The organism is Stenotrophomonas sp. YJH_SMC_14-1 (genome assembly GCF_059372275.1).
Genome location: NZ_JCAFVK010000002.1, coordinates 709,780 through 729,920 on the forward strand (window position 1 = coordinate 709,780; position 20,141 = coordinate 729,920).

Annotated in this window: 16 protein-coding genes and 1 tRNA gene; 10 read left to right on the plus strand and 7 right to left on the minus strand. The window is 67.6% G+C overall.

What is annotated here, in order from left to right:
- Positions 1 to 17: 17 nt before the first annotated feature.
- Both AC5P9P_RS08210 and AC5P9P_RS08215 read right to left on the minus strand, forming a co-directional pair.
- Complete coding sequence (locus AC5P9P_RS08210; protein WP_495232682.1) at positions 18 to 1,589, minus strand: tetratricopeptide repeat protein; 1,572 nt, start codon at positions 1,587 to 1,589, stop codon at positions 18 to 20.
- A 30-nt stretch (positions 1,590 to 1,619) separates the two neighbouring features.
- Positions 1,620 to 3,776, minus strand: a complete 2,157-nt coding sequence (locus AC5P9P_RS08215; protein WP_164133624.1) for a bifunctional (p)ppGpp synthetase/guanosine-3',5'-bis(diphosphate) 3'-pyrophosphohydrolase — start codon at positions 3,774 to 3,776, stop codon at positions 1,620 to 1,622.
- A gap of 130 nt (positions 3,777 to 3,906) precedes the next feature.
- Here AC5P9P_RS08215 and AC5P9P_RS08220 point away from each other — a divergent pair, with 130 nt between their 5' ends.
- Complete coding sequence (locus AC5P9P_RS08220) at positions 3,907 to 4,443, plus strand: hypothetical protein (RefSeq protein ID WP_005410728.1); 537 nt, start codon at positions 3,907 to 3,909, stop codon at positions 4,441 to 4,443.
- Positions 4,444 to 4,516: 73 nt separating this feature from the next.
- On the opposite strand, the gene hrpA is transcribed toward AC5P9P_RS08220, so the two are convergent.
- Entirely contained in the window at positions 4,517 to 8,602 is a 4,086-nt protein-coding gene (gene hrpA, locus AC5P9P_RS08225; RefSeq protein WP_288419154.1) for an ATP-dependent RNA helicase HrpA, read from the minus strand.
- Positions 8,603 to 8,688: 86 nt separating this feature from the next.
- Here hrpA and AC5P9P_RS08230 point away from each other — a divergent pair, with 86 nt between their 5' ends.
- The 6 genes from AC5P9P_RS08230 (at position 8,689) to AC5P9P_RS08255 (ending at position 15,625) form a co-directional block, all read left to right on the plus strand.
- Positions 8,689 to 9,237, plus strand: a complete 549-nt coding sequence (locus AC5P9P_RS08230; RefSeq protein WP_005410730.1) for a Dps family protein — start codon at positions 8,689 to 8,691, stop codon at positions 9,235 to 9,237.
- Between the two features lie 532 nt (positions 9,238 to 9,769).
- A complete protein-coding gene (gene recQ, locus AC5P9P_RS08235; protein ID WP_049432712.1) occupies positions 9,770 to 11,575 on the plus strand; it encodes a DNA helicase RecQ in 1,806 nt (601 codons plus the stop codon).
- Positions 11,576 to 11,729: 154 nt separating this feature from the next.
- A complete protein-coding gene (locus AC5P9P_RS08240; protein WP_049396260.1) occupies positions 11,730 to 12,110 on the plus strand; it encodes a CopL family metal-binding regulatory protein in 381 nt (126 codons plus the stop codon).
- Positions 12,111 to 12,185: 75 nt separating this feature from the next.
- Positions 12,186 to 13,994, plus strand: a complete 1,809-nt coding sequence (locus tag AC5P9P_RS08245; protein ID WP_033832971.1) for a copper resistance system multicopper oxidase — start codon at positions 12,186 to 12,188, stop codon at positions 13,992 to 13,994.
- The gene (locus AC5P9P_RS08250; RefSeq protein ID WP_049432718.1) at positions 13,991 to 15,031 is read left to right on the plus strand and encodes a copper resistance protein B; all 1,041 of its coding nucleotides are present in this window, start codon (positions 13,991 to 13,993) and stop codon (positions 15,029 to 15,031) included. Before AC5P9P_RS08245 ends, AC5P9P_RS08250 begins: the two co-directional genes overlap by 4 nt.
- Positions 15,032 to 15,112: 81 nt before the next feature.
- Positions 15,113 to 15,625, plus strand: a complete 513-nt coding sequence (locus AC5P9P_RS08255) for a GNAT family N-acetyltransferase (RefSeq protein WP_049432721.1) — start codon at positions 15,113 to 15,115, stop codon at positions 15,623 to 15,625.
- Positions 15,626 to 15,698: 73 nt separating this feature from the next.
- On the opposite strand, the gene AC5P9P_RS08260 is transcribed toward AC5P9P_RS08255, so the two are convergent.
- Entirely contained in the window at positions 15,699 to 16,007 is a 309-nt protein-coding gene (locus AC5P9P_RS08260; RefSeq protein ID WP_100443385.1) for a TFIIB-type zinc ribbon-containing protein, read from the minus strand.
- A gap of 149 nt (positions 16,008 to 16,156) precedes the next feature.
- Between AC5P9P_RS08260 and AC5P9P_RS08265 the strand changes: the two genes are divergently transcribed.
- A complete protein-coding gene (locus tag AC5P9P_RS08265) occupies positions 16,157 to 16,924 on the plus strand; it encodes a CPBP family glutamic-type intramembrane protease (protein WP_111188474.1) in 768 nt (255 codons plus the stop codon).
- 92 nt (positions 16,925 to 17,016) lie between these two features.
- Positions 17,017 to 17,439, plus strand: coding sequence for a response regulator (locus AC5P9P_RS08270; protein ID WP_005410740.1), 423 nt, complete (start codon positions 17,017 to 17,019; stop codon positions 17,437 to 17,439).
- An 8-nt stretch (positions 17,440 to 17,447) separates the two neighbouring features.
- Here the strand turns inward: AC5P9P_RS08270 and AC5P9P_RS08275 are convergent, their stop codons facing one another.
- Positions 17,448 to 18,386: an alpha/beta hydrolase gene (locus AC5P9P_RS08275; protein WP_495232683.1), complete on the minus strand. Its 939-nt coding sequence runs from the start codon at positions 18,384 to 18,386 to the stop codon at positions 17,448 to 17,450.
- 82 nt (positions 18,387 to 18,468) lie between these two features.
- Positions 18,469 to 19,311, minus strand: a complete 843-nt coding sequence (locus AC5P9P_RS08280) for an alpha/beta hydrolase (RefSeq protein WP_062605813.1) — start codon at positions 19,309 to 19,311, stop codon at positions 18,469 to 18,471.
- Between the two features lie 174 nt (positions 19,312 to 19,485).
- On the opposite strand from AC5P9P_RS08280, the gene AC5P9P_RS08285 reads away from it, so the two are divergent.
- Complete coding sequence (locus AC5P9P_RS08285) at positions 19,486 to 19,824, plus strand: hypothetical protein (RefSeq protein WP_005410743.1); 339 nt, start codon at positions 19,486 to 19,488, stop codon at positions 19,822 to 19,824.
- A gap of 75 nt (positions 19,825 to 19,899) precedes the next feature.
- Here the strand turns inward: AC5P9P_RS08285 and AC5P9P_RS08290 are convergent.
- A tRNA-Lys gene (locus AC5P9P_RS08290) sits at positions 19,900 to 19,975 on the minus strand.
- Positions 19,976 to 20,141 lie beyond the last annotated feature (166 nt).

Here is a 20,141-nt window from a genome sequence, read left to right on the forward strand (position 1 = left end):
CTCCGGCAGCGGCGGGCTCAGGGCGACGACACCCCGATGTCGCGCAGGCGCTGCCGCAACTGCTGGTACTCGCTGCTGGAAGGGCCGACGCCAAGCTCGCCCGCCTGCTGGAGCGCACGTTCGGCAAAGGCGACATCTCCGTTGCCCAATCGTTCGCTGCCAATCGCAATCCAACGCTGCGCGAGGCGCTGGCGGGCCGCAGGCAGGCCGCCAGCGGTGGGAGACAACGTCTGCCAGGCCTGCAGGCAGGCACCTGCAGCCTGCACCCGGTTCTGCCGGAGGTTGTCGTCGAAACAACGGCGACTGGCAGGCAGCAGGCGCGCGGCCGCGGCCTTCACACGTGAATCGCGCGGTGCCAGCGCCTGTGCTTCGCGAAGGGCATCGAATGCGCTGTGCCCCGGCGGGCTGATCCATTGGCCTGCGCGCTCGGCGCGTTCGATCCGGCGCAGGTGATCGCGCAGCTCGCGTTCACGCTGCGCGTTGCTCACTGCGGGCTGCTGCAGTGCCTCCCGGGCCTGCCGTGCACGCTGCAGGCGCTGCACCAGTTGCTGTCGTGCCGCCTGCGAAGCGCCCAGTGCTTCGGCCAGCACGGCATCACGCTGCGCCGCCTCGAACTGGAAATCGTCGGCCTGGATCTGGCTTCGCGCCAGCACCGCCTGCAGCACCTGCTCGCGGCCCCGCTGGGCAGTGGGATCGTCCGGCGCCACCGCCAGCACGGCCAGGAACCCCTTTGCGGCACGTTCCAGCTGCTGTCGCTGAAGTGCGCGCCGTGCCTGCCGCAAGCGCTCGTCGACCGCCCGTGCCAGGGCCTCCTGGCTGGCGGGAAGATCGGCGTGGCCTGCATCGAACAGGCGCGCGCGCTGCAACGTCGCAGCGGCTTCAGCCAGTTCCCCGCGTCCGGCCAGCGCGCGCGCATGCTGCAGCAGATCGCTCAGTGCATCCTCGCGCCCCTCCAGAGCGGGCAGGTTGTCCGGCTGCAGTGCCAGGATGCGCTGGAACAGCGGCAACGCACTGCTGTCGCCATCGTCCAGCCGGCCGGCCGCGAACGCATTGCGGGCCTGGGCCAGCAACGCGCCGATACCGGCGCCGGCGCTACGCCGCGCCTGCAGTTGGCGGGCCACGGCGTCGGCGTCGCCCTGCGGCACCTGCAGCTCGCGGGCCAGCGCCAGTGACTGCGCGCTGCCCTCCAGATCGTCGCCCTGCAGCCTGTCGCGGGCCTGCTGCAGTGCTGCCGCGGCGGTTCGTGCAAGGCCCTGGCGCGCCTGCGGCCGATCGCCATCCAGTGCCAGCACCGCCTGGTAGCGCTCCCGCGCACCACTGCCGTCGGCCTCACTCAGCCGGCCGGCGGCGAGCGCGCGATCGCCTTCGACCAGCAGCTGTTCGATCTGCGGCTCGTCCCAGAACCAGTCGGCCAGCGGCTTGCGCAGCAGCACCAGCAGCACGAACACCGCCAGCGCCGCGACCAGCGCCCATCGCCAGACCCGCCGCGCATGGCGTGCCTGCAGCCACCACCAGCGGCCCTCGCGGCGGACGCGATCCAGCGCAGGATGTTCAGCGCCATGCGGGCGATGCGGGGGCTCGCGTTCCATGCGTGCAGGGTAGCCGGGGCAGCGTGAAGCTCAGCCGAGGCGACGCGCCTCGCTCACGCCCGGCAGCGCGTCCAGCTTGCCCAGCAGGTTCGACAACTGGCCGTAGTCGCTGACCTTCAGCCGCAGGCGCAGATGGGCACGGCCACTGTTGCGCACGTTGTCACTGTGGATGTCCAGCACGTAGGCGTCTTCCTGGGCGATCAGGTTGGTGATGTCCTTCAGCAGCCAGCGGCGGTCGACCGCATCGACCACCACGTCCACCTCGTAGCCGCCCCCGGCCTGGCCCCACTCCACCGGCAGGATGCGCTGCGGGCTGGTGGCCGCCAGCCGGGCCAGCGCGGCACAGTCTGCCCGGTGCACGGTGACACCGCGGCTACGGGTGAGGTAGCCGACGATCGGTTCGCCGGCCACCGGCTGGCAGCAGCGCGCCAGCTGCACCAGCAGATTGCCCACGCCCTGCACCGTGAACTTGGACTTGCCCAGGTTCTCGCGGCGGGCGGTCGGGCGCGGAAGCGCCGGCGCAGGGGCCGGCTGGCTGGCCGCGCGCTCTGCCTCCAGCAGCGTACGGCTGACCTGGTTCGGGCCGGTGTCGCCCAGCGCCACCTGGATGTAGAGGTCGTCAACGCTGTCGGCATGGAACTTCTTCGCCGCCACCGCCAGATCCGAATGCTGCAGCCCCAGGCGCTTCAGCTCGCGCTCGAGCAGTTCGCGCCCGGCCTGCACGTTGCGCGCGCGGTCCAGCTTGTGGAACCAGCTGCGCACCTTTTCGCGCGAGCGGTTGCTGGCCAGGAAGCCCAGCGCGGGCATCAGCCAGTCGCGGCGGGGGTCGGCCTCCTTGCCGGTGAGGATCTCGACACGGTCGCCGCTGCGCAGGCGATAGGTCAGCGGCACGATGCGGCCATTGACCTTGGCGCCACGGCAGCGGTGGCCCACCATCGTATGTACCTGGTAGGCGAAATCGAGCGGCGTGGCCCCCTGGGGCAGGTCCAGCACCTCGTCCTTCGGGCTGAGCGCATAGACCCGGTCCTCGGTCAGCTCGGCGTCGAGTGCCCCGGCCAGTTCATTGCCCTGCCCGTCCTGCGCCTGCTCCAGCAGCTGGCGCATCCAGGTGATCTTGCGATCGAACGACTTTTCCGCACCCTTGCCGCCTTCCTTGTACTTCCAGTGCGCGGCCACGCCCAGCTCGGCCTGGGAATGCATCTCGTGGGTGCGGATCTGCACTTCGATCGTGCGCCCTTCCGGGCCGACCACGGCGGTGTGCAGCGAACGGTAGTCGTTGGCCTTCGGGCGTGCGATGTAATCGTCGAACTCGCTCGGCACCGGGGCCCACAGCGCATGCACCACACCCAGCGCGGCGTAGCAGGCGGCGACGTCGTCGACCATCACCCGCACCGCGCGGATGTCGTACAGCTGGTCGAACGCCAGCCGCTTCTTCTGCATCTTCCGCCAGATGCTGTAGATGTGCTTGGGGCGGCCACTCACTTCGGCATGGATGCCCTGTGCGGCCAGCTCGCGCGACAGCTGCTTCTTCACGTTCTGCACGTAGCGCTCGCGCGCCACGCGGGTTTCGTCCACTTCGCGCGCGATGCGGCGGTAGGTTTCCGGCTCCAGGTGGCGGAACGCCAGGTCCTCCAGCTCCCACTTCAGCTGCCAGATGCCCAACCGGTTGGCCAGCGGCGCATGGATGTCGCGGGTCAGCTGCGCCAGCGCCCGGCGCTGCTCGTCGTCCAGCTTGTCGGCAGCGCGCATTCTCGCCAGCTGCCGGGCCAGCAGGATCGGCACCACGCGCAGGTCGCGGATGATCGCCAGCAGCAGGCGGCGCAGGCCCTCGCTGTTGCGCCCGGCCTCGCGGCCAGCATGCAGCGCCCAGACCGGATCGGCGGCGTCCTGGCCGTCGAGCAGGCCGATCACCGCCGCCTTGTGGTTGCCCAGCGGCAGCTGGTCCAGGCTGGCGCGCAGGCCGGGCAGGTCGAACAACAGCGCGGCAACCACCGCGCCTTCGTCGGCCGAGAGCATCGACAGTGCATCGAGGGTATCGCCCAGCACCGACCAGCTGGCGCGCATCTGGTGGTCGCACTCGGGTGCTTCCCAGTGTTCGCGCAGGGCCTGGCGCAGCGGAGCGGGCAGCACCGCGGCGGAGGGACGGTTCAACAAGGCATCCAGGCCGGGGACAGAAGCGCGGTTCACAGCATCGAGCAGGCAAGACAGAGGTTCCTACACTAGCGCCGGCGCCGTTCAGGGACAATCACCGCAGCCACCATCACCCGGCATGAAGACATGCCGCTACACTCGCCGGCAAACCCAGGAGAGTTCCGCCATGCCCTCGATCGCCCCACGTTTCCGTCCACGGCTGCTGGCCTGCGCCGCACTGCTGCTGTCCCTGTCGGCGCCTGCGCTGGCCCAGCGCGTGGTGGACGGTGACCTGCAGCAGCAGATGTCGCCGACCGAATTCAAGGCGGCCGGCCTGGACAAGCTGAGCGCGCAGGAACTGGCCACGCTCAACCGCTGGCTGCAGGGCAAGGTTGAAGCGGCGACGACCCAGGCTGTGGCAGCGGTACGCGAAGAAGCCCGCGAACAGGGCCGCCAGGAAGTGATCGTGAAGAACCGCGGGTTCTTCGATTTCGGCAGCAGCGAGCCGATCACCGGCGTGCTGCAGGGCGAGTTCCGTGGCTTCGGCAAGGGCCGCGTCTACGTGCTGGACAACGGCCAGGAATGGGAGCAGACCGACAGCACCAGCGTGGTCGGCGTGCGCAAGCAATCGCCCAAGGTCAGCATCAAGCCCGGCGTGATGGGCGTGTGGTACATGAAGGTGGAAGGCGTGAACAGCCAGCCCAAGGTGCGCCGCTCCAAGTAGTGGATCCACGCCACGCGTGGATGACATTCCACCGTACCCCGCCGGTCATCATCCGGCGGGGTCGGGTCGGGGGTTACGAGGCCTGGCGCAGTGCCGTCACCCGCTGCGCCAGCTTCTTCGCCGAAATGCCGGTACGTGCCCCCAGCTCCTGCGCGAACAGTGACACCCGCAGCTCTTCCAGATCCCAGCGCAGCGCCTGCCATTGCGGGCGATCGCGCAGGCCCTGCTGCTCTGCCGTTTCCAGCGCTTCCAGGAACGGATGCAGTTCCAGCATGCGTGCCTGGTCACGTGGCGGATCACGCTTGGCGCGTTCGGTGCGCAGGATCATGGCCTTCAGGTAGCGCGGATACTGCGCCAGCGCGTCGGCCGGCGTATCGCGCAGGAAACCGGGGTGGATCAGCCCGGACAGCTGCGCTTCCATGTCGTCCAGGTTGCCGCGCGCCCAACCCATCAACGGTGCTTCCAGCATCGGCTTCAGTTCCGCCACCAGCGCCAGGATGGTTTCGGCCAGTTTCAGCCGCGACATGGCCTCGCCGAACAGGGCCTTGGCCGCATGCTCACGGCGCTGTTCAAAGGCCGCCGCATCGCGGATGTCTTCCAGGCCCTCCGCCAACACCGCGTTCATCGCCGCATCCACCAGGTCTCCGCGCAGGCGCTCCTGCGACTCGATCGCCGCATACAACAGGCCGGTCTTGGCGCCCACCGGCAGCTGCTTGCGCGCCTGCTTGATCTTCTCGGCCAGGGCGATCTCCAGCAGCCGGCGCACGCCCAGCGGGTGAGCCTCCTGTGCCTGCTGCCGATCGGCGAAGATGCGCAGCGCCACGCTGTCACCCTCGTCCAGCAACGCCGGATAGGCCGGAACGCCGGCTTCACCGGGCACCTGCAACGGTATCGGCGTCGCCGGGAACGTGCGCAGGCCATCGGCCGCCATCTCGCGGCCAGCGCGTGCAGCGAAGGCATCGCCGGCGCGACCGCCGAATTTCGCGCGCAGTGCGTCCAGATCACGCGAAGTGGCCAGCACCTTGCCCTGCTCGTCGCGCAGCCGCAGGTTCATGTGCAGGTGCGGCTCGATCGAACCGGGCTCGAAATCGAGCGCGGTCACGGTGGCACCGGTTGCACGTGACAGGAAACGCGCCAGTTCGCCGGTGATGGCATCGGCGCTGGGCTGCGGAAACGCCTCATAGAACGCGCGGCCGAAGTCCGGCGCCGGCACGTAGTTGCGACGCATTGCCTTGGGCAGGCTGCGGATCAGTGCCGAGGCCTTGTCGGCGACGAAGCCCGGCGCCAGCCAGCCCAGCTGCACCGGGTCCAATGCATTGAGCAGGTGCAGCGGCACGTCCAGGGTCACGCCGTCATCGTCGGCACCCGGCTCGAAGCGGTAGTGCAGCGGCAACCGCGCCTGGCCCAGCGCCAGGTATTTCGGGTAGCGCTCCTGCTCACTGCCCTCGCCGGGCAGCAAGTCTGCGAGCGACCAATGCAGCGCCTTGCGCTGTTCCGGTGCCAGTCCCTTCCACCAGGTATCCAGCCCCGCCGCCGAATGGATCTGCGGCGGTACCCGGTCCAGGTACCAGCGCGCCTGCCAGTCCTCGTCGGCAACAATGCCGGCGCGGCGCAGCTTGGCTTCCTCCTCGCGGGCGACCTCCAGCACTTTCTGGTTGTCGGCCACGAAACTGGCGCGGGTGTTGATCTCGCCGGTCACCAAGGCCTGGCGCACGAAGATGTCATGTGCCTCGCCCGGCTCGATGCGGCCGTAATGCACCGGCTTCTTCGGCGCCAGCACCAGGCCGAACAGGCTGATCTGCTCGGACGCCAGCACCTGTCCCTGTGCGCGCGACCAGTGCGGATCGAAGTGCTTGCGCAACAGCAGGTGCGGCAGCTCGGCGATCACCCAGTCCGGCTCGATCGCGGCCAGGGTCATGCCCCACACCTTCTGCGTATCCAGCAGATTGGCCACCAGCAGCCACGGCGGCGGCCGCTTGGACAGCGCCGAACCCGGGAACGGCAGGAAGCGACGCTGGCGCGGCGCCTGGAAATCGCCCTTTTCGGTGCGGTGGCCGATCTGCGTCGGCAGGCCCGCCACCAGCGCGCGGTGCAGGGTCTGGTAGGCGGCGGCGCGCACGCGTTCGCTGAAACCACCTCCTACCGGTGCCTGCTCCTTCTGCGCGCGCACGGCCACCGGCGCCGGTGCGGCCTCGGCCTTGCCTTCGCGGGCCAGGCGTGCGGCGCGGTGCAGCTGGCCCCGGGTGGCTTTCACCGCCGCCGCGTCGTCACGCGCCGGTGCCGGCGCACTGCTGCCGGCCAGCAACGGCGCCATCGACGCCTCGCTGGCCTCCTCCTTCCAGCCCAGTTCCTCGCACAGCAGCCGCAGCTGGCGATGCAGCTCGCGCCACTCGCGCATGCGCAGGAAGCCGAGGAAATGACGTCCGCACCAGTCGCGCAGCTTGGACTGCGTCAGGTCTTCATGGGCCTGCCGGTAGGCATCCCACAGGCGCAGCACGCCAACGAAATCGGAGCGGCCATCGGCGAACTGCGCGTGCGCGCTGTCGGCCGCACCACGCGCTTCGGGTGGGCGTTCGCGCGGGTCCTGGATGCCCAGGAACGAGGCGATCACCAGCATCGGCCGCAGGCAGCCTGCGGCCTGCGCGGCCACCAGCATGCGCGCAAGCTTCACGTCCACCGGCAGGCGTGCCATCTGCTTGCCGATGGTGGTCATGCGCCGCTCGGCATCGATCGCGCCCAGTTCGGTCAGTTGCTGCCAGCCATCGGCCACCGCACGCTCGTCCGGTGCCTCCAGGAACGGGAATTCCTCGATCCGGCCCAGGCCCAGCTGCAGCATGCGCAGGATCACCCCGGCCAGGCTGGAGCGGCGGATTTCCGGATCGGTGAACTCCGGCCGCGCCTGGAAATCGGATTCGGCGTACAGGCGGTAGCAGATACCTTCGGCGATACGGCCGCAGCGGCCCTTGCGCTGGTTGGCGCTGGCCTGCGAGATCGGCTCGATGTGCAGGCGGTCCAGCTTGTTGCGTGGGCTGTAGCGCTTGACGCGGGCGAAGCCCGGATCGACCACGTAACGGATGCGCGGCACCGTCAGCGAAGTTTCCGCCACGTTGGTGGCCAGCACGATGCGCCGGTTCGGCCCGGGGTTGAACACCCGGTCCTGGTCCTGGTTGGACAGCCGTGCGTACAACGGCAGCACCTCGGTATTGCGGTACTTGCGCCGTTCCAGCGACTGGTGCGCATCGCGGATCTCGCGCTCGCCCGGCAGGAAGATCAGCACGTCGCCGCGCGCATCCAGGCGGGTGATCTCGTCAATGGCCGACACGATGGCGTCGTTGACGGTGCGTTCGCCCTGGTCTTCGCCCTCGCCTTCCAGCGCGCGGTAGCGCACTTCCACCGGATAGGTACGGCCTTCGACGCTGATCACCGGCGCATTGTCGAAATGCTGGGCGAAGCGTTCGGTGTCGATGGTGGCCGAGGTGACGATCAGCTTCAGGTCCGGGCGCTTGCGCAGCAGCTGCTTCAGGTAGCCCAGCAGGAAATCGATGTTGAGGCTGCGTTCGTGCGCCTCGTCGACGATGATCGTGTCGTAGTTCGACAGCCAGCGGTCACTGGCGATCTCCGCCAGCAGAATGCCGTCGGTCATGAACTTGATGCGGCTGTCTTCGCTGACCTTGTCATTGAAGCGCACCTGGTAGCCGACCAGCTGGCCCAGTTCACTCTGCAGTTCCTGTGCGACACGGCTGGCCACCGCACGTGCGGCAATCCGTCGCGGCTGGGTGCAGCCGATCATGCCGGCCTGGCCACGGCCGGCGGCCAGGCACAGTTTCGGCAGCTGGGTGGTCTTGCCCGAGCCGGTTTCACCGGCGATCACCACCACCTGATGACCGCGGATCAGCTCGATGATCGCGTCGGCTTCACGCGCAATCGGCAGCTGCGGGTCCAGAGTAATGGACGGCTGCTGTTGCGCCCGCACCTGCCGGCGCTGCACCGACGCCTGCAAGGCCTGCTCGAAGGTGGCGGCCAGTGCCGCATCCTGTGGCTTGGCCTGGCACCGCGAGAGCATCCCCAGCAAACGGCCCCGGTCGCGGCTCATGGCGCCGTCGATGGCGGCACGCTGTTGGCGCAGGCGGGGCGATGGATTTTTATCGATAGAGTTCATCAATCGGTTCGTTCAAAACTTTGAAAGCGACCAGTCATCACGACCGGTTTATTGTGAAGGCCAACGATTCCACAAGGAGGAACCCCATGGCGAAGACCAAGAGCACGACCAAGGCCAAGACCGGCAAGCAGAAGCTTGCTGCGGCGGCACCGTCGGCACCGAACATCGATATCGGGATCACCCAGGGCGACCGCAAGAAGATCGCCGACGGTCTGTCGCGCTTCCAGGCCGATGCGTTCACGCTCTACCTGAAGACGCACAACTTCCACTGGAACGTGACCGGGTCGATGTTCAACTCGCTGCACACCATGTTCGAGACGCAGTACACCGAGCAGTGGGCGGCACTGGACGACGTGGCCGAGCGCATCCGCGCGCTGGGCTTCAATGCCCCGGGCTCCTACCGGGAATTCGCTGCGCTGACCTCGATCGCCGAGGAACCGGGCCTGACCGACAGTGCGGACTGGCGTGAAATGGTACGCCAGTTGGTGGTCGCCAACGAAGCGGTCTGCCGTACGGCACGTGAAGTGCTGGAGGTGGCGGCCAAGGGTGACGACGCCCCGACCGAGGATCTGATGACCCAGCGGCTGCAGACACACGAGAAGTACGCCTGGATGCTGCGTTCCCTGCTCCAGTAAGGGTTGGGGGGCTCGGCAGGGCTGCGCCCTGCACCCGCCGGGGCAACGGCAACGTCAAAAGCTGGCTATCTGTGGGCTGGCGGGGTGGGTCCGGTGGCAGGGGACGCCGTAAACCCGTCCTTGGGGGCTTGGCCGCGGCATCCATGCCGCGGACACCCCTGCCACCGGCCCCACCCCGCCTTCGACAGATTTTCGCGATCTGCTGGAACAGCGTCCGCTCTGGTAGGTGTCGACCTTGGTCGACACGGATGAATTCATTCGATATCTGACAGAGGTGTCGACCAAGGTCGACACCCACCAACGGCCGCGGGAAACTGTCGAAGGTGGGGCGGTATCGGATTGCGGGGTGTCAGCCGCATGGATGCGGCTGCCAAGCCTACACGGACGTACTTGCGGCGTCCCCGCACTCCGACACCGCCCCACCAAACCACGAATCCCCCCCAGAGCCGGCTGTTGCCTTTGACGTTGCTCTGGCTTGTAGCAGGTGCAGGGCGCAGCCCTGCCGACTCCCCCGCCGGGGTAAACTAGCCGGATGGCTTCCCGTCCCGCGCACGACCTGCTCCAACGCGTCTTTGGTTACGACGATTTCCGTGGTCCGCAGCAGGACATCGTGGAGCATGTGGCTGCCGGTCACGATGCCCTGGTGCTGATGCCCACCGGCGGCGGCAAGTCGCTGTGCTACCAGGTGCCGGCCCTGCTGCGTGACGGTTGTGGCATCGTCATCTCGCCACTGATCGCGCTGATGCAGGACCAGGTCGAAGCCCTGCGCCAGCTCGGCGTGCGTGCCGAGTACCTGAACTCCACCCTGGATGCCGAGACGGCCGGCCGCGTCGAGCGCGAGCTGCTGGCCGGCGAGCTGGACATGCTCTATGTCGCCCCCGAGCGACTGCTGACCGGCCGCTTCCTGTCACTGCTGTCGCGCAGCCACATCGCCCTGTTCGCCATCGACGAAGCGCACTGCGTATCGCAGTGGGGCCACGACTTCCGCCCGGAATACCGGCAGCTGACCGTGCTGCACGAGCGCTGGCCGCAGATTCCGCGGATCGCGCTGACCGCCACCGCCGACCCGCCGACCCAGCGCGAGATCGCCGAGCGCCTCGACCTGCAGGAAGCACGCCACTTCGTCAGCTCCTTCGACCGCCCCAACATCCGCTACACCGTGGTGCAGAAGGACAACGCGCGCAAGCAGCTGACCGATTTCCTGCGCGGCCACCGTGGCGAGGCCGGCATCGTCTACTGCATGTCGCGGCGCAAGGTCGAGGAGACCGCTGAATTCCTCTGCGGCCAGGGCTTCAACGCCCTGCCCTACCACGCCGGCCTGCCGCCGGAAGTGCGCGCGAACAACCAGCGCCGCTTCCTGCGCGAGGACGGCATCGTCATGTGCGCCACCATCGCCTTCGGCATGGGCATCGACAAGCCGGACGTGCGCTTTGTCGCGCATACCGACCTGCCCAAGTCGATGGAAGGCTACTACCAGGAAACCGGCCGCGCTGGTCGTGATGGCGAAGCTGCCGAGGCCTGGCTGTGCTACGGCCTGGGCGACGTGGTACTGCTCAAGCAGATGATCGAACAATCCGAGGCCGGCGAAGAACGCAAGCAGCTGGAGCGGGGCAAGCTCGATCACCTGCTGGGCTACTGCGAATCGATGCAGTGCCGCCGCCAGGTGCTGCTGGCCGGTTTCGGCGAGACCTATCCCCAGCCGTGCGGCAACTGCGACAACTGCCTGACGCCACCGGCCTCGTGGGACGCGACCATTCCGGCGCAGAAGGCACTGAGCTGTGTCTACCGCACTGGCCAGCGCTTCGGCGTCGGCCACCTGATCGACGTCCTGCGTGGCAGCGAGAACGAGAAGGTGAAGCAGCAGGGCCACGACAAGCTCAGCACCTACGCCATCGGCCGCGATCTGGATGCGCGCACCTGGCGCAGCGTGTTCCGCCAGCTGGTCGCCGCCAGCCTGCTGGAAGTGGACAGCGAGGGCCACGGTGGCCTGCGCCTGACCGATGCCAGCCGTGACGTGTTGACCGGCCGTCGCCAGATCAGCATGCGACGCGATCCGGCCAGCAGCACAAGTGGCCGCGAGCGCAGTGCGCAGCGCACCGGCCTGTCGGTGCTGCCGCAGGATCTGGCCCTGTTCAACGCCCTGCGCGGCCTGCGTGCCGAACTGGCGCGCGAACAGAATGTGCCGGCCTTCGTGATCTTCCACGACAGCACCCTGCGCAACATCGCCGAGCAACGCCCGACCAGCTTGGACGAACTGGCACGAGTCGGCGGCATCGGCGGTACCAAGCTGAGCCGCTACGGCCCGCGCCTGGTCGAGATCGTGCGCGAAGAAGGGTAACGCCGGGCTCCCTGTAGCGCCGAGCCCACGCTCGGCTGCCGTGGCCGCAGAAGCAGCCGAGCGCGGGTTCGGCTCTACATTGGTGCAGGTCCAACCTTGAACCGGCCATTCAGCCGGAAGTGCATCCACGGCCGCTTGCGGCTAGATTAGCGCCATGTCCCTCGCCTCGACCCTGCTTCGTGTCGTGCTCATGCTCAGCCTGCTGCTCAACGGGCTGAACGCGGCCATGGCCAGCGGTCACGAGGAAATGGGCCGGATGGCCCACGCGGCAGCCGCCCTTGAAGGCGGCAATGCCGACTGCCACCACCACGCCGCCATGCAGGCCGATCAGGCCCCGCAGGCCAAGGCCCCCGCCCACGACGCCCACTGCCAGATCAAGGACTGCGTGCGCAGCTGCGCCCAGCACCCGCTGCTGGTGGTGCAGGCGTTGCCGTTCATGGCCGGCCCGGCGTTGTCGCTGGCACCACAGCCGATGCCGGCCACCGGCCGCCCGTCGCCGCCGCTGCCGCCGATCTCACGCCCTCCCATCGGCTGATTCCCCACGCACTGTGCGCCCTGCGCACCGGAGCCGGCGGCCTGCCGGCGTCTTTCCGTGTCTGGAGTCTCCACCATGAATACCCGCAATCCCCCCGGTCCGGGCGCTGTGCCCATGCCGTCGCGCCGCCTGTTCGTGCAGGGCCTGGCCGCCGGTGGCGTGGTCGCCGGCATCGCCGCTGTCGGCGTGCCGCAGCGCGCGCTCGCCGCCGCCACTGCCGCCCCACGGTTGGCCGGTGCCCCTGCCGTGCTCAGCGATACCCGCATCGAACTGGCCATCGGCGAATCGCTGGCCAATTTCACCGGCCGCACCCGCCCGGCGATCACCGTCAACGGCTCGTTGCCGGCCCCGATCCTGCGCTGGCGCGAAGGCCAGACCGTGGACCTGTTCGTGCGCAACACGCTGGAACGCCACCCGACCTCCATCCACTGGCACGGCATCCTGCTGCCGGCCAACATGGACGGCGTGCCGGGCCTGAGCTTCAACGGCATCGGCCCCGGCGAAACCTACCACTACCACTTCCAGCTGAAGCAGTCGGGCACCTACTGGTACCACAGCCACTCGATGTTCCAGGAACAGGCCGGCCTGTACGGCGCGCTGATCATCGACCCGGCCGAACCGGCGCCGTACCACCACGACCGCGAGCACGTGATCATGCTGTCGGACTGGACCGACATGGATCCGGGCGCGCTGTTCCGGCGCATGAAGAAGCTGGCCGAGCACGACAACTACTACAAGCGCACCCTGCCCGACTTCCTGCGCGACGCGAAACGCGACGGTTGGTCCGCGGCGCTGTCCGACCGTGGCATGTGGGGCCGGATGCGGATGACGCCCACCGATATCTCCGATATCAACGCGCATACCTACACCTACCTGATGAACGGCACCGCCCCGGCCGGCAACTGGACCGGCCTGTTCCGCAGTGGCGAAAAGGTGCTGCTGCGCTTCATCAACGGCGGGTCGATGACCTACTTCGACGTGCGCATCCCCGGTTTGAAGATGACCGTGGTGGCCGCTGACGGCCAGTACATCCACCCGGTCAGCATCGACGAATTCCGCATCGCTCCCGCCGAAACCTACGACGTGCTGGTCGAACCCACCGGCCAGGATGCGTTCACCATTTTCTGCCAGGACATGGGTCGCACCGGCTACGCCGCCGGCACGCTGGCGGTACGCCACGGGCTGCAGGCACCGATTCCCGCGCGCGACCCACGCCCGTTGCTGACGATGAGCGACATGGGGCACGACATGAGCAGTGGTGGCCATGGTGGCCACGACATGGCCGCGATGAAGGGCACGGAAGGTAGCTGCGGCGCCAGCATGGGCCACGGTGCGCACGGCGGCGGTGCCGCCAGCAAGGTACCGAAGCATCCGGCCAGCGAGCGCAACAACCCGCTGGTGGACATGCAGAGTTCGGCCACCGAGCCGAAGCTGGACGACCCTGGCATCGGCCTGCGCGGCAACGGCCGCCAGGTGCTGACCTACGGCGCGATGCGCAGCCTGTTCGAAGACCCGGATGGCCGCGAGCCGAGCCGCGAGATCGAGCTGCACCTGACCGGCCACATGGAGAAGTTCTCCTGGTCGTTCGATGGCGTCCCGTTCGCCAGCGCCGAGCCGCTGCGGCTGAACTACGGCGAGCGCATGCGCATCGTGCTGGTCAACGACACCATGATGCAGCACCCGATCCACCTGCACGGCGTGTGGAGCGATCTGGAAAACGCGCAAGGTGAGTTCCAGGTCCGCAAGCACACCATCGACATGCCGCCGGGCACCCGCCGCAGCTATCGCGTGCGCGCCGATGCACTCGGCCGCTGGGCCTACCACTGCCATCTGCTGTACCACATGGAAGCGGGCATGATGCGCGAAGTGAGGATCGAAGAATGAGCCGCTCACTGCTTTCCCCCACCCTGCTGGCCCTGGGCCTCGCCGCCGCGTTGCCGGTGTTCGCGCAGTCGCACGCCGGCCATGACATGGGCGCGATGAACGCGCCTGCGAAGAGCGCGAAGACCCCGGCCGAACCGGTCGATCATTCAAAGATGGATCATTCGGAGATGGACATGGGTACGGCGGATCACGCCGGCATGGACCACTCCACGATGGACCACTCGAAGATGGACCATGGCGCGATGCAGCCGGCGACGATGGACCATTCCAAGATGGATCACTCCAGCATGGATCACGCGGCGATGGGCCACGGCACGCCTGCACCCACCGAACCGCGCGAACCGATCCCGGTCCCGACCGATGCCGACCGCGCCGCCGCCTTCCCGCAGATCGCGCATGGCGCGATGGAGCACGCGCCGGAGATCAACAGCCTGCTGCTGATCGACCGGCTTGAGCATTGGGATGGCAAGAGCAGCAACGGCCAGGCATGGGAAGCCACCGGCTGGATCGGCGGCAACATCAACCGCCTGTGGCTGCGCACCGATGGCGAACGCAGCCGCGGCCGCACCGAATCGTCGTCACTGGAAGCACTGTATGGTCGCAGCGTGTCGCCGTGGTGGGACGTGCTGGTCGGCGTGCGCCAGGACTTCCGCCCGTCCGACTCGCGCACATGGGCGGCCATCGGCATCCAGGGTCTTGCGCCGTACAAGTTCGAAAGCTCGGCCACGCTGTACATGGGCTCCGGCGGCCAGGTGCTGGCCAAGGCCGAGGTCGAGTACGACGTGCTGCTGACCAACCGATTGATCCTGCAGCCGCTACTGGAAGCTACCGTTGCGGCCAAGGACGAGCAGGAGTACGGCATCGGCCGTGGCCTGAACAAGGTAGAGGCCGGCCTGCGCCTGCGCTACGAGTTCAGCCGTCGCTTCGCGCCCTACATCGGCATCAGTCACGAACGCAGTTTTGGCGACACCGCCGACTATGCCGGTGACCACGCGCGCGACACGCGCTGGGTGGCCGGCGTGCGCATGTGGTTCTGAGCAGCAGATCGTGAGCAATGGCCAGCCCCGGCAGCCGCCGGGGCCGGCTACACTTCGCCACGTTCCAATGCAGGCACCGCCATGTCGTTGCAGATCCGCCGCGCCACCCTTGCCGATGTCGACGCGCTGTCGGCGATCGCCATCGCCACGTACAACGAAACCTGGGGCGATTCCTATCCGCCGCAGGAGCTGCACGATTTCCTGCAGGCGCACTACAGCAGCGAACCGCAGCGCATCGAACTGTCCGACCCACGCAGTGCCATCTGGCTGTTGCTGGACGATGACGCCGTGGTCGGCTACCTGGCCGCCGGTGCCAACACCTTGCCGCACACGGATGCATGCGAGGGTGACATCGAACTGAAGCGGTTCTACATCCTGGCCGGACACCAGAACGGCGGACATGGTGCACGCATGATGGACGCGTTCATGGCGTGGCTGGACCAGCCGCAGCGCCGCACCCTGTGGGTGGGCGTGTGGGAAGAGAATTTCGGCGCGCAGCGCTTCTACGCGCGCTATGGCTGCAGCAAGGTTGGCGAGTACGACTTCATCGTGGGCGATACCCACGACCGCGAGTTCATCCTGCGTCGGCCGTGATCACGCGCCCCATGTAGAGTCAAGCTTGCTCGACTGTTAGCGCCAAACGTCGAGCATGGCTCGACGCTACAAACTAGAAATCGAACAACTCCGACAGGAAGCTGTCCTTCTTCTTTTTCCTGTAGCCGTGTCCCCGGTTGTCCTCGTAGCGCTGGCCGAGGTGGCGGGTATCACGGTGCGTCACCGGTGGCGGCGCGGACGCCGGCTGAGCCTGCACGGGCGCTGGCGGAGGTACTGCAGCACCGGCGCCTGCACGTTCGATGATCTTGTCCAGCTCGCCACGATCCAGCCACACACCGCGGCAACTCGGGCAGTAATCAATCTCGATGCCATGGCGTTCGGCCATCTGCAGCGTCTGGGTCTTGCACACGGGGCACAGCATCGGCATTGCTCCTGTCGGTCTGGTTTCGACTGTACCTGCACCGCGATGACTGTGCGGCAACGCGTGACCGATGGCACAGGGACTTCCGGCGCGTGTCCACATGCATACCGCGTGGCACGCTGCGTCCTTGTTCCGCAGGGAATGCGTACATGACCGTGTTGTCCCGCCTGCCCACCACCGCACGCCTGTTGCTGGTGCTGCTGGGTGTCGGCCTTGGCCTGAACCTGCGCGATATCGCCACGGCCATCGGCACACCGATTCCCGCACTGCCCATCCCCTATGGCGGCAGCCTGTTGGACAACGCGCTGGCGGTACTGGTGGCACTGCTGCTGGCCGCGCTGCTGCGGCCCCGTGGCATGAGCCTGCTGGCCAGCCTCGGGCTGCGCACAAACGGCTGGAGCGGTCCCATGTGGGTGTTGCTGGCCAGCCTGCCCTGCTGGCTCGGCCTGGCGCTGCTCGGCACGCCGAACACCGCGCTGACCGTCTTGGATGCCACGATGCTGGCGGTGCTGTTCCCGCTGGCCGAGGAAGTGCTCTTCCGCGGCTTGGGCTTCGTGCTGCTGGTAAAGATCGTGCGCGGCCCCTGGCCATGGCTTGCACTGCCGCAGGCGCTGTTGTTCGGCATGGTGCACTGGCTCGGCTTCGGCGGGTTCGACGGTGGCGGCATCGCGCTGTTCGTCGGCGCGGTGATCGCCCTGGGCGGCTTCATCTTCGCCTGGCTCGACCACCTTGACGGCAACACGCTCTGGTGCGGCCTGGTCCTGCATGTTTCGATGAACCTGGCCTGGAATGTGTTCAGCCTCGATGACGCCCTCGCATTGGGCTGGCAGGCCACCAGCCTGCGCATCGGCACCGCCCTGCTCGCGGTCGCGGTGCTGGCCTGGCACGTGCGGCTCCGGCGCCAGAGAAGCCTGTAACGCCCGCTTAGCTTGCCGTGCACGTCGGGATCACTACCGGCTTGCGCATACTTGCGCGCCTTTTCACCGTTGCTGTCCGGAGTTGTCGCGTCATGTTGCTGTCCAAGCGCCACGTTGAACCCCGCGTCCTGCTCATCGAGGACGCCGAGGAAACCCGCGAACTGAGCCGGCTGGCGCTGGAAAGCCAGGCCTGCCACGTAGTGGGCGTGAGCTCTGCCGAAGCGGCGCTGGGCCTGCTGGCCGCCGGTGAGCGTTTCGACCTGCTGTTCACCGACGTGAATCTGGGCGCGATCAGTGGCATTGAAGCCGCCAACCGGGTCCGCGGCCTGTATCCCCAGCTGCCGATCCTGGTGACGTCGGGCATGGACCAGCACCAGGTGCTGCCGCAGCTGCGCGACGGCATCCATTTCCTGCCCAAGCCGTACAACATGAGCGAGCTGCTCGACGCCATCCGGCTGTGCTTCCGGCACGCCGATGTGGGCGTATTGACCGGGCCGGATGCAGAGGCGGCCTGAGGCATTCATCAACCGCTGCTGTACGGTCCGGTACCCGGGAACACCTTCAGCAGTGCGCGGGTGATCATGTCCGGGTAGACGGTGAAGTGATCCTCGTCATCGATCACCATGTTCTCCACCTTCAACGATCGCCCGCTGCTGCGCAGCTGCTCGGCGAATTCGGCGTTGTGGCGCAGCATGTCGTTGCGGGTGAAGTAGCGCGGTTCGGGCTTGACCGTTTCAAAGCTGCCCACCGACAGCACCACCGTGGTCGGCTGCGCCGGCGCCTTGGCTTCGGCCTGCATGCGCGGCACCCGATGGTCGTCGAACCACAGCGATGGGCTGGACAGGATGTAGGTGCGGAACATGTCCGGGCGCGTGGTCAGCACATAGGCGCCGAACAGGCCACCATAGGAATGACCCGCATAGGCACGCCGCGCCGGATCGGTGCGGTAGCGCGCATCGATCATCGGCAGTACCTGCCCAGCGAGGAAATCGCGGTAGTGCGCCGCGCCGCCGTAGCTGACGTCATCGCTGTAATCACGCGGATCGGTACGCGCCGGGTCGCTGGGCGTGTAATCGCGCGAGCGGCTCTGCTTGGAGGTCAGGCCTTCCTGCGGCGGCAGCCCGACCAGGATGAAATCCTCGATGTTGACGCCCTTCTGCCCGACCATGTTGCGCACGCTGCGCACCAGCGGGAAGCTGTACAGCGCATCGGTCACGTACAGCACCGGGTAGTGCTTTTCCGGACGCGCCGCATAGGCGGCCGGCAGCGCCACCCAGACCGGATAGTCGCGGCCGACAGGGTCGTGCACGCGCAGCACTTCGGTGTCCGGCAGGACCACACCCGGCGTGGCAGTCGGCGCACTGTCCTTCGCTTCACTCTGCACTGCGGGCGGCGCGACCGACATCGCACAGCCACTCACGGCCAGGCAGGCCGCCATACTCCATCCACGCACACGCTGCATCCACACGCTCCCGTTGCGGGCGGCGCACCCGATGGCGCCGCTGCCGCATCGTTGCATGGTGTGCGGGCGGGTACCAGTGCGGTCAGGGCGAGGCCGGCGGCGGCGCCGGGAACAGCGTGCGCAGCGCCTGCAACGCGGCCGGATGATAGATCGTGGCGTGGGTTTCCTCCGGCAACGGCAGGTACTTCACCAGCGGCGACGGCGACGCCTGTTGCAGCAGCGTGGCCAACTGCGCGGCGGACGCAGCCAGCTCTGGCTGCCCACTGCTGGCCAGGAACACGCGCGGCTGCGCACGCGTCACCGCCGGCAGCTGCTTGGCCGCGCCGGCCAGCATTGCGCCACGGTTCCACCACAGGCTGGGGTCCAGCGCGATGTAGCTGTTGAACAGCGTAGGCTCCTGCAGCAGCGTCTCGACCACGAACAGGCCGGCCAGCGACTCGCCGATCAGCGCGCGCTCCTCGGTGGTCGGGTAACGCTGACGCACCTGCGGCATCAGTTCATCGCGCAGGAAGGTACGGTAGGCCGCCGAGCCGCCGATGCGCGGCGCGATCTTCTGGTCCTGAGGGTCCTTGCTGGGGCCGGTCATGTCGCGGCGGCGCTCGGTGTTCTCGATGCCAACCAGCAGGAACGGACGCATGCTGCCGTTGCCGCTGAGCACCTGCACCAGCCCGGCCACATGCAGGAAGTCCTCGCCGATGCCGCCGTCGGGCATGTAGAGCACCGGTAGCGGTGCCTTCGGGTCCAGCCCCCACGGCTGCGGGCGATAGACGTTGATACGACGGGTCTCGCCCAGCGCCTTCGACTCGATGGTGAAGGTCTCGCCGATGACCAGCGGCGTGGCGGCGGCGGGCGACGCGGATTCGGCGGCCATCAGCGGCGCGGCGGAGACGACGGACAACAACAGCGACAGCACGATCAGACGCATGGGACAGCCCATCCTGGGAAAGATGCCGAGCATAGACCGCCGGAGGCACTGTCGTTCGCGGCACTTTGCCGATCTGCCGGAACTGGAGCACCATGGAGCCGGTGATGGTCATGCAACGGGCACTTTGGCTCAAGGACTGGTCGCCGCCACGCTCATATCCACAAGGAGGTTCCCATGTTGAGTGTATTGATCGCCACCACCCTTGCCGCCGCCTCACCGCAGTCCAGCAGCACTCCGCCAGCATCCGCAGCGTATGCGGACTGCCTGCTCGCCCACCTCCAACCGGGATTGTCCGACCACGCGATCCCGCTGCTGCAGCAGGCCTGCGTCGCGAAGTATCCGGAGAGCTACGTCGCATATTCAGAACTGGAACGCCGGATCAGCGCGCAGCGCCGGGCTGACTTTGACGCGGCTCAAGCGGAAGCCGTGCGTTCCGCGAATGCGGCAGCGACGGCCGCACAGCAAGCTGCCGACGCGGCGGCCGCAAAAGCCAAGGGAATGCGGGCGAAGTAGAGGCCACGGACCAGGGCAACAAAAAAGGCACCGCATTACGGTGCCTTTCTGAATGACCTGGGTCATTGGATGCAATGGTGGGCCGTGAAGGATTCGAACCTTCGACCAAAAGATTAAAAGTCTTCTGCTCTACCGACTGAGCTAACGGCCCATTGCACTGCCCCAGCCTTTCGGCGGGGTGGGCATTCTACCCTACTTTGGCCGATCGCGTGAAACCCCGGTGTGTCGAGGTTGCCGGCCAGCGGCCGGCACTACCTCGATCTGGGCCGCGGGCTTAAACCTTCCGGGCCAACGTCGCATCTCAACTGTGATCCCAT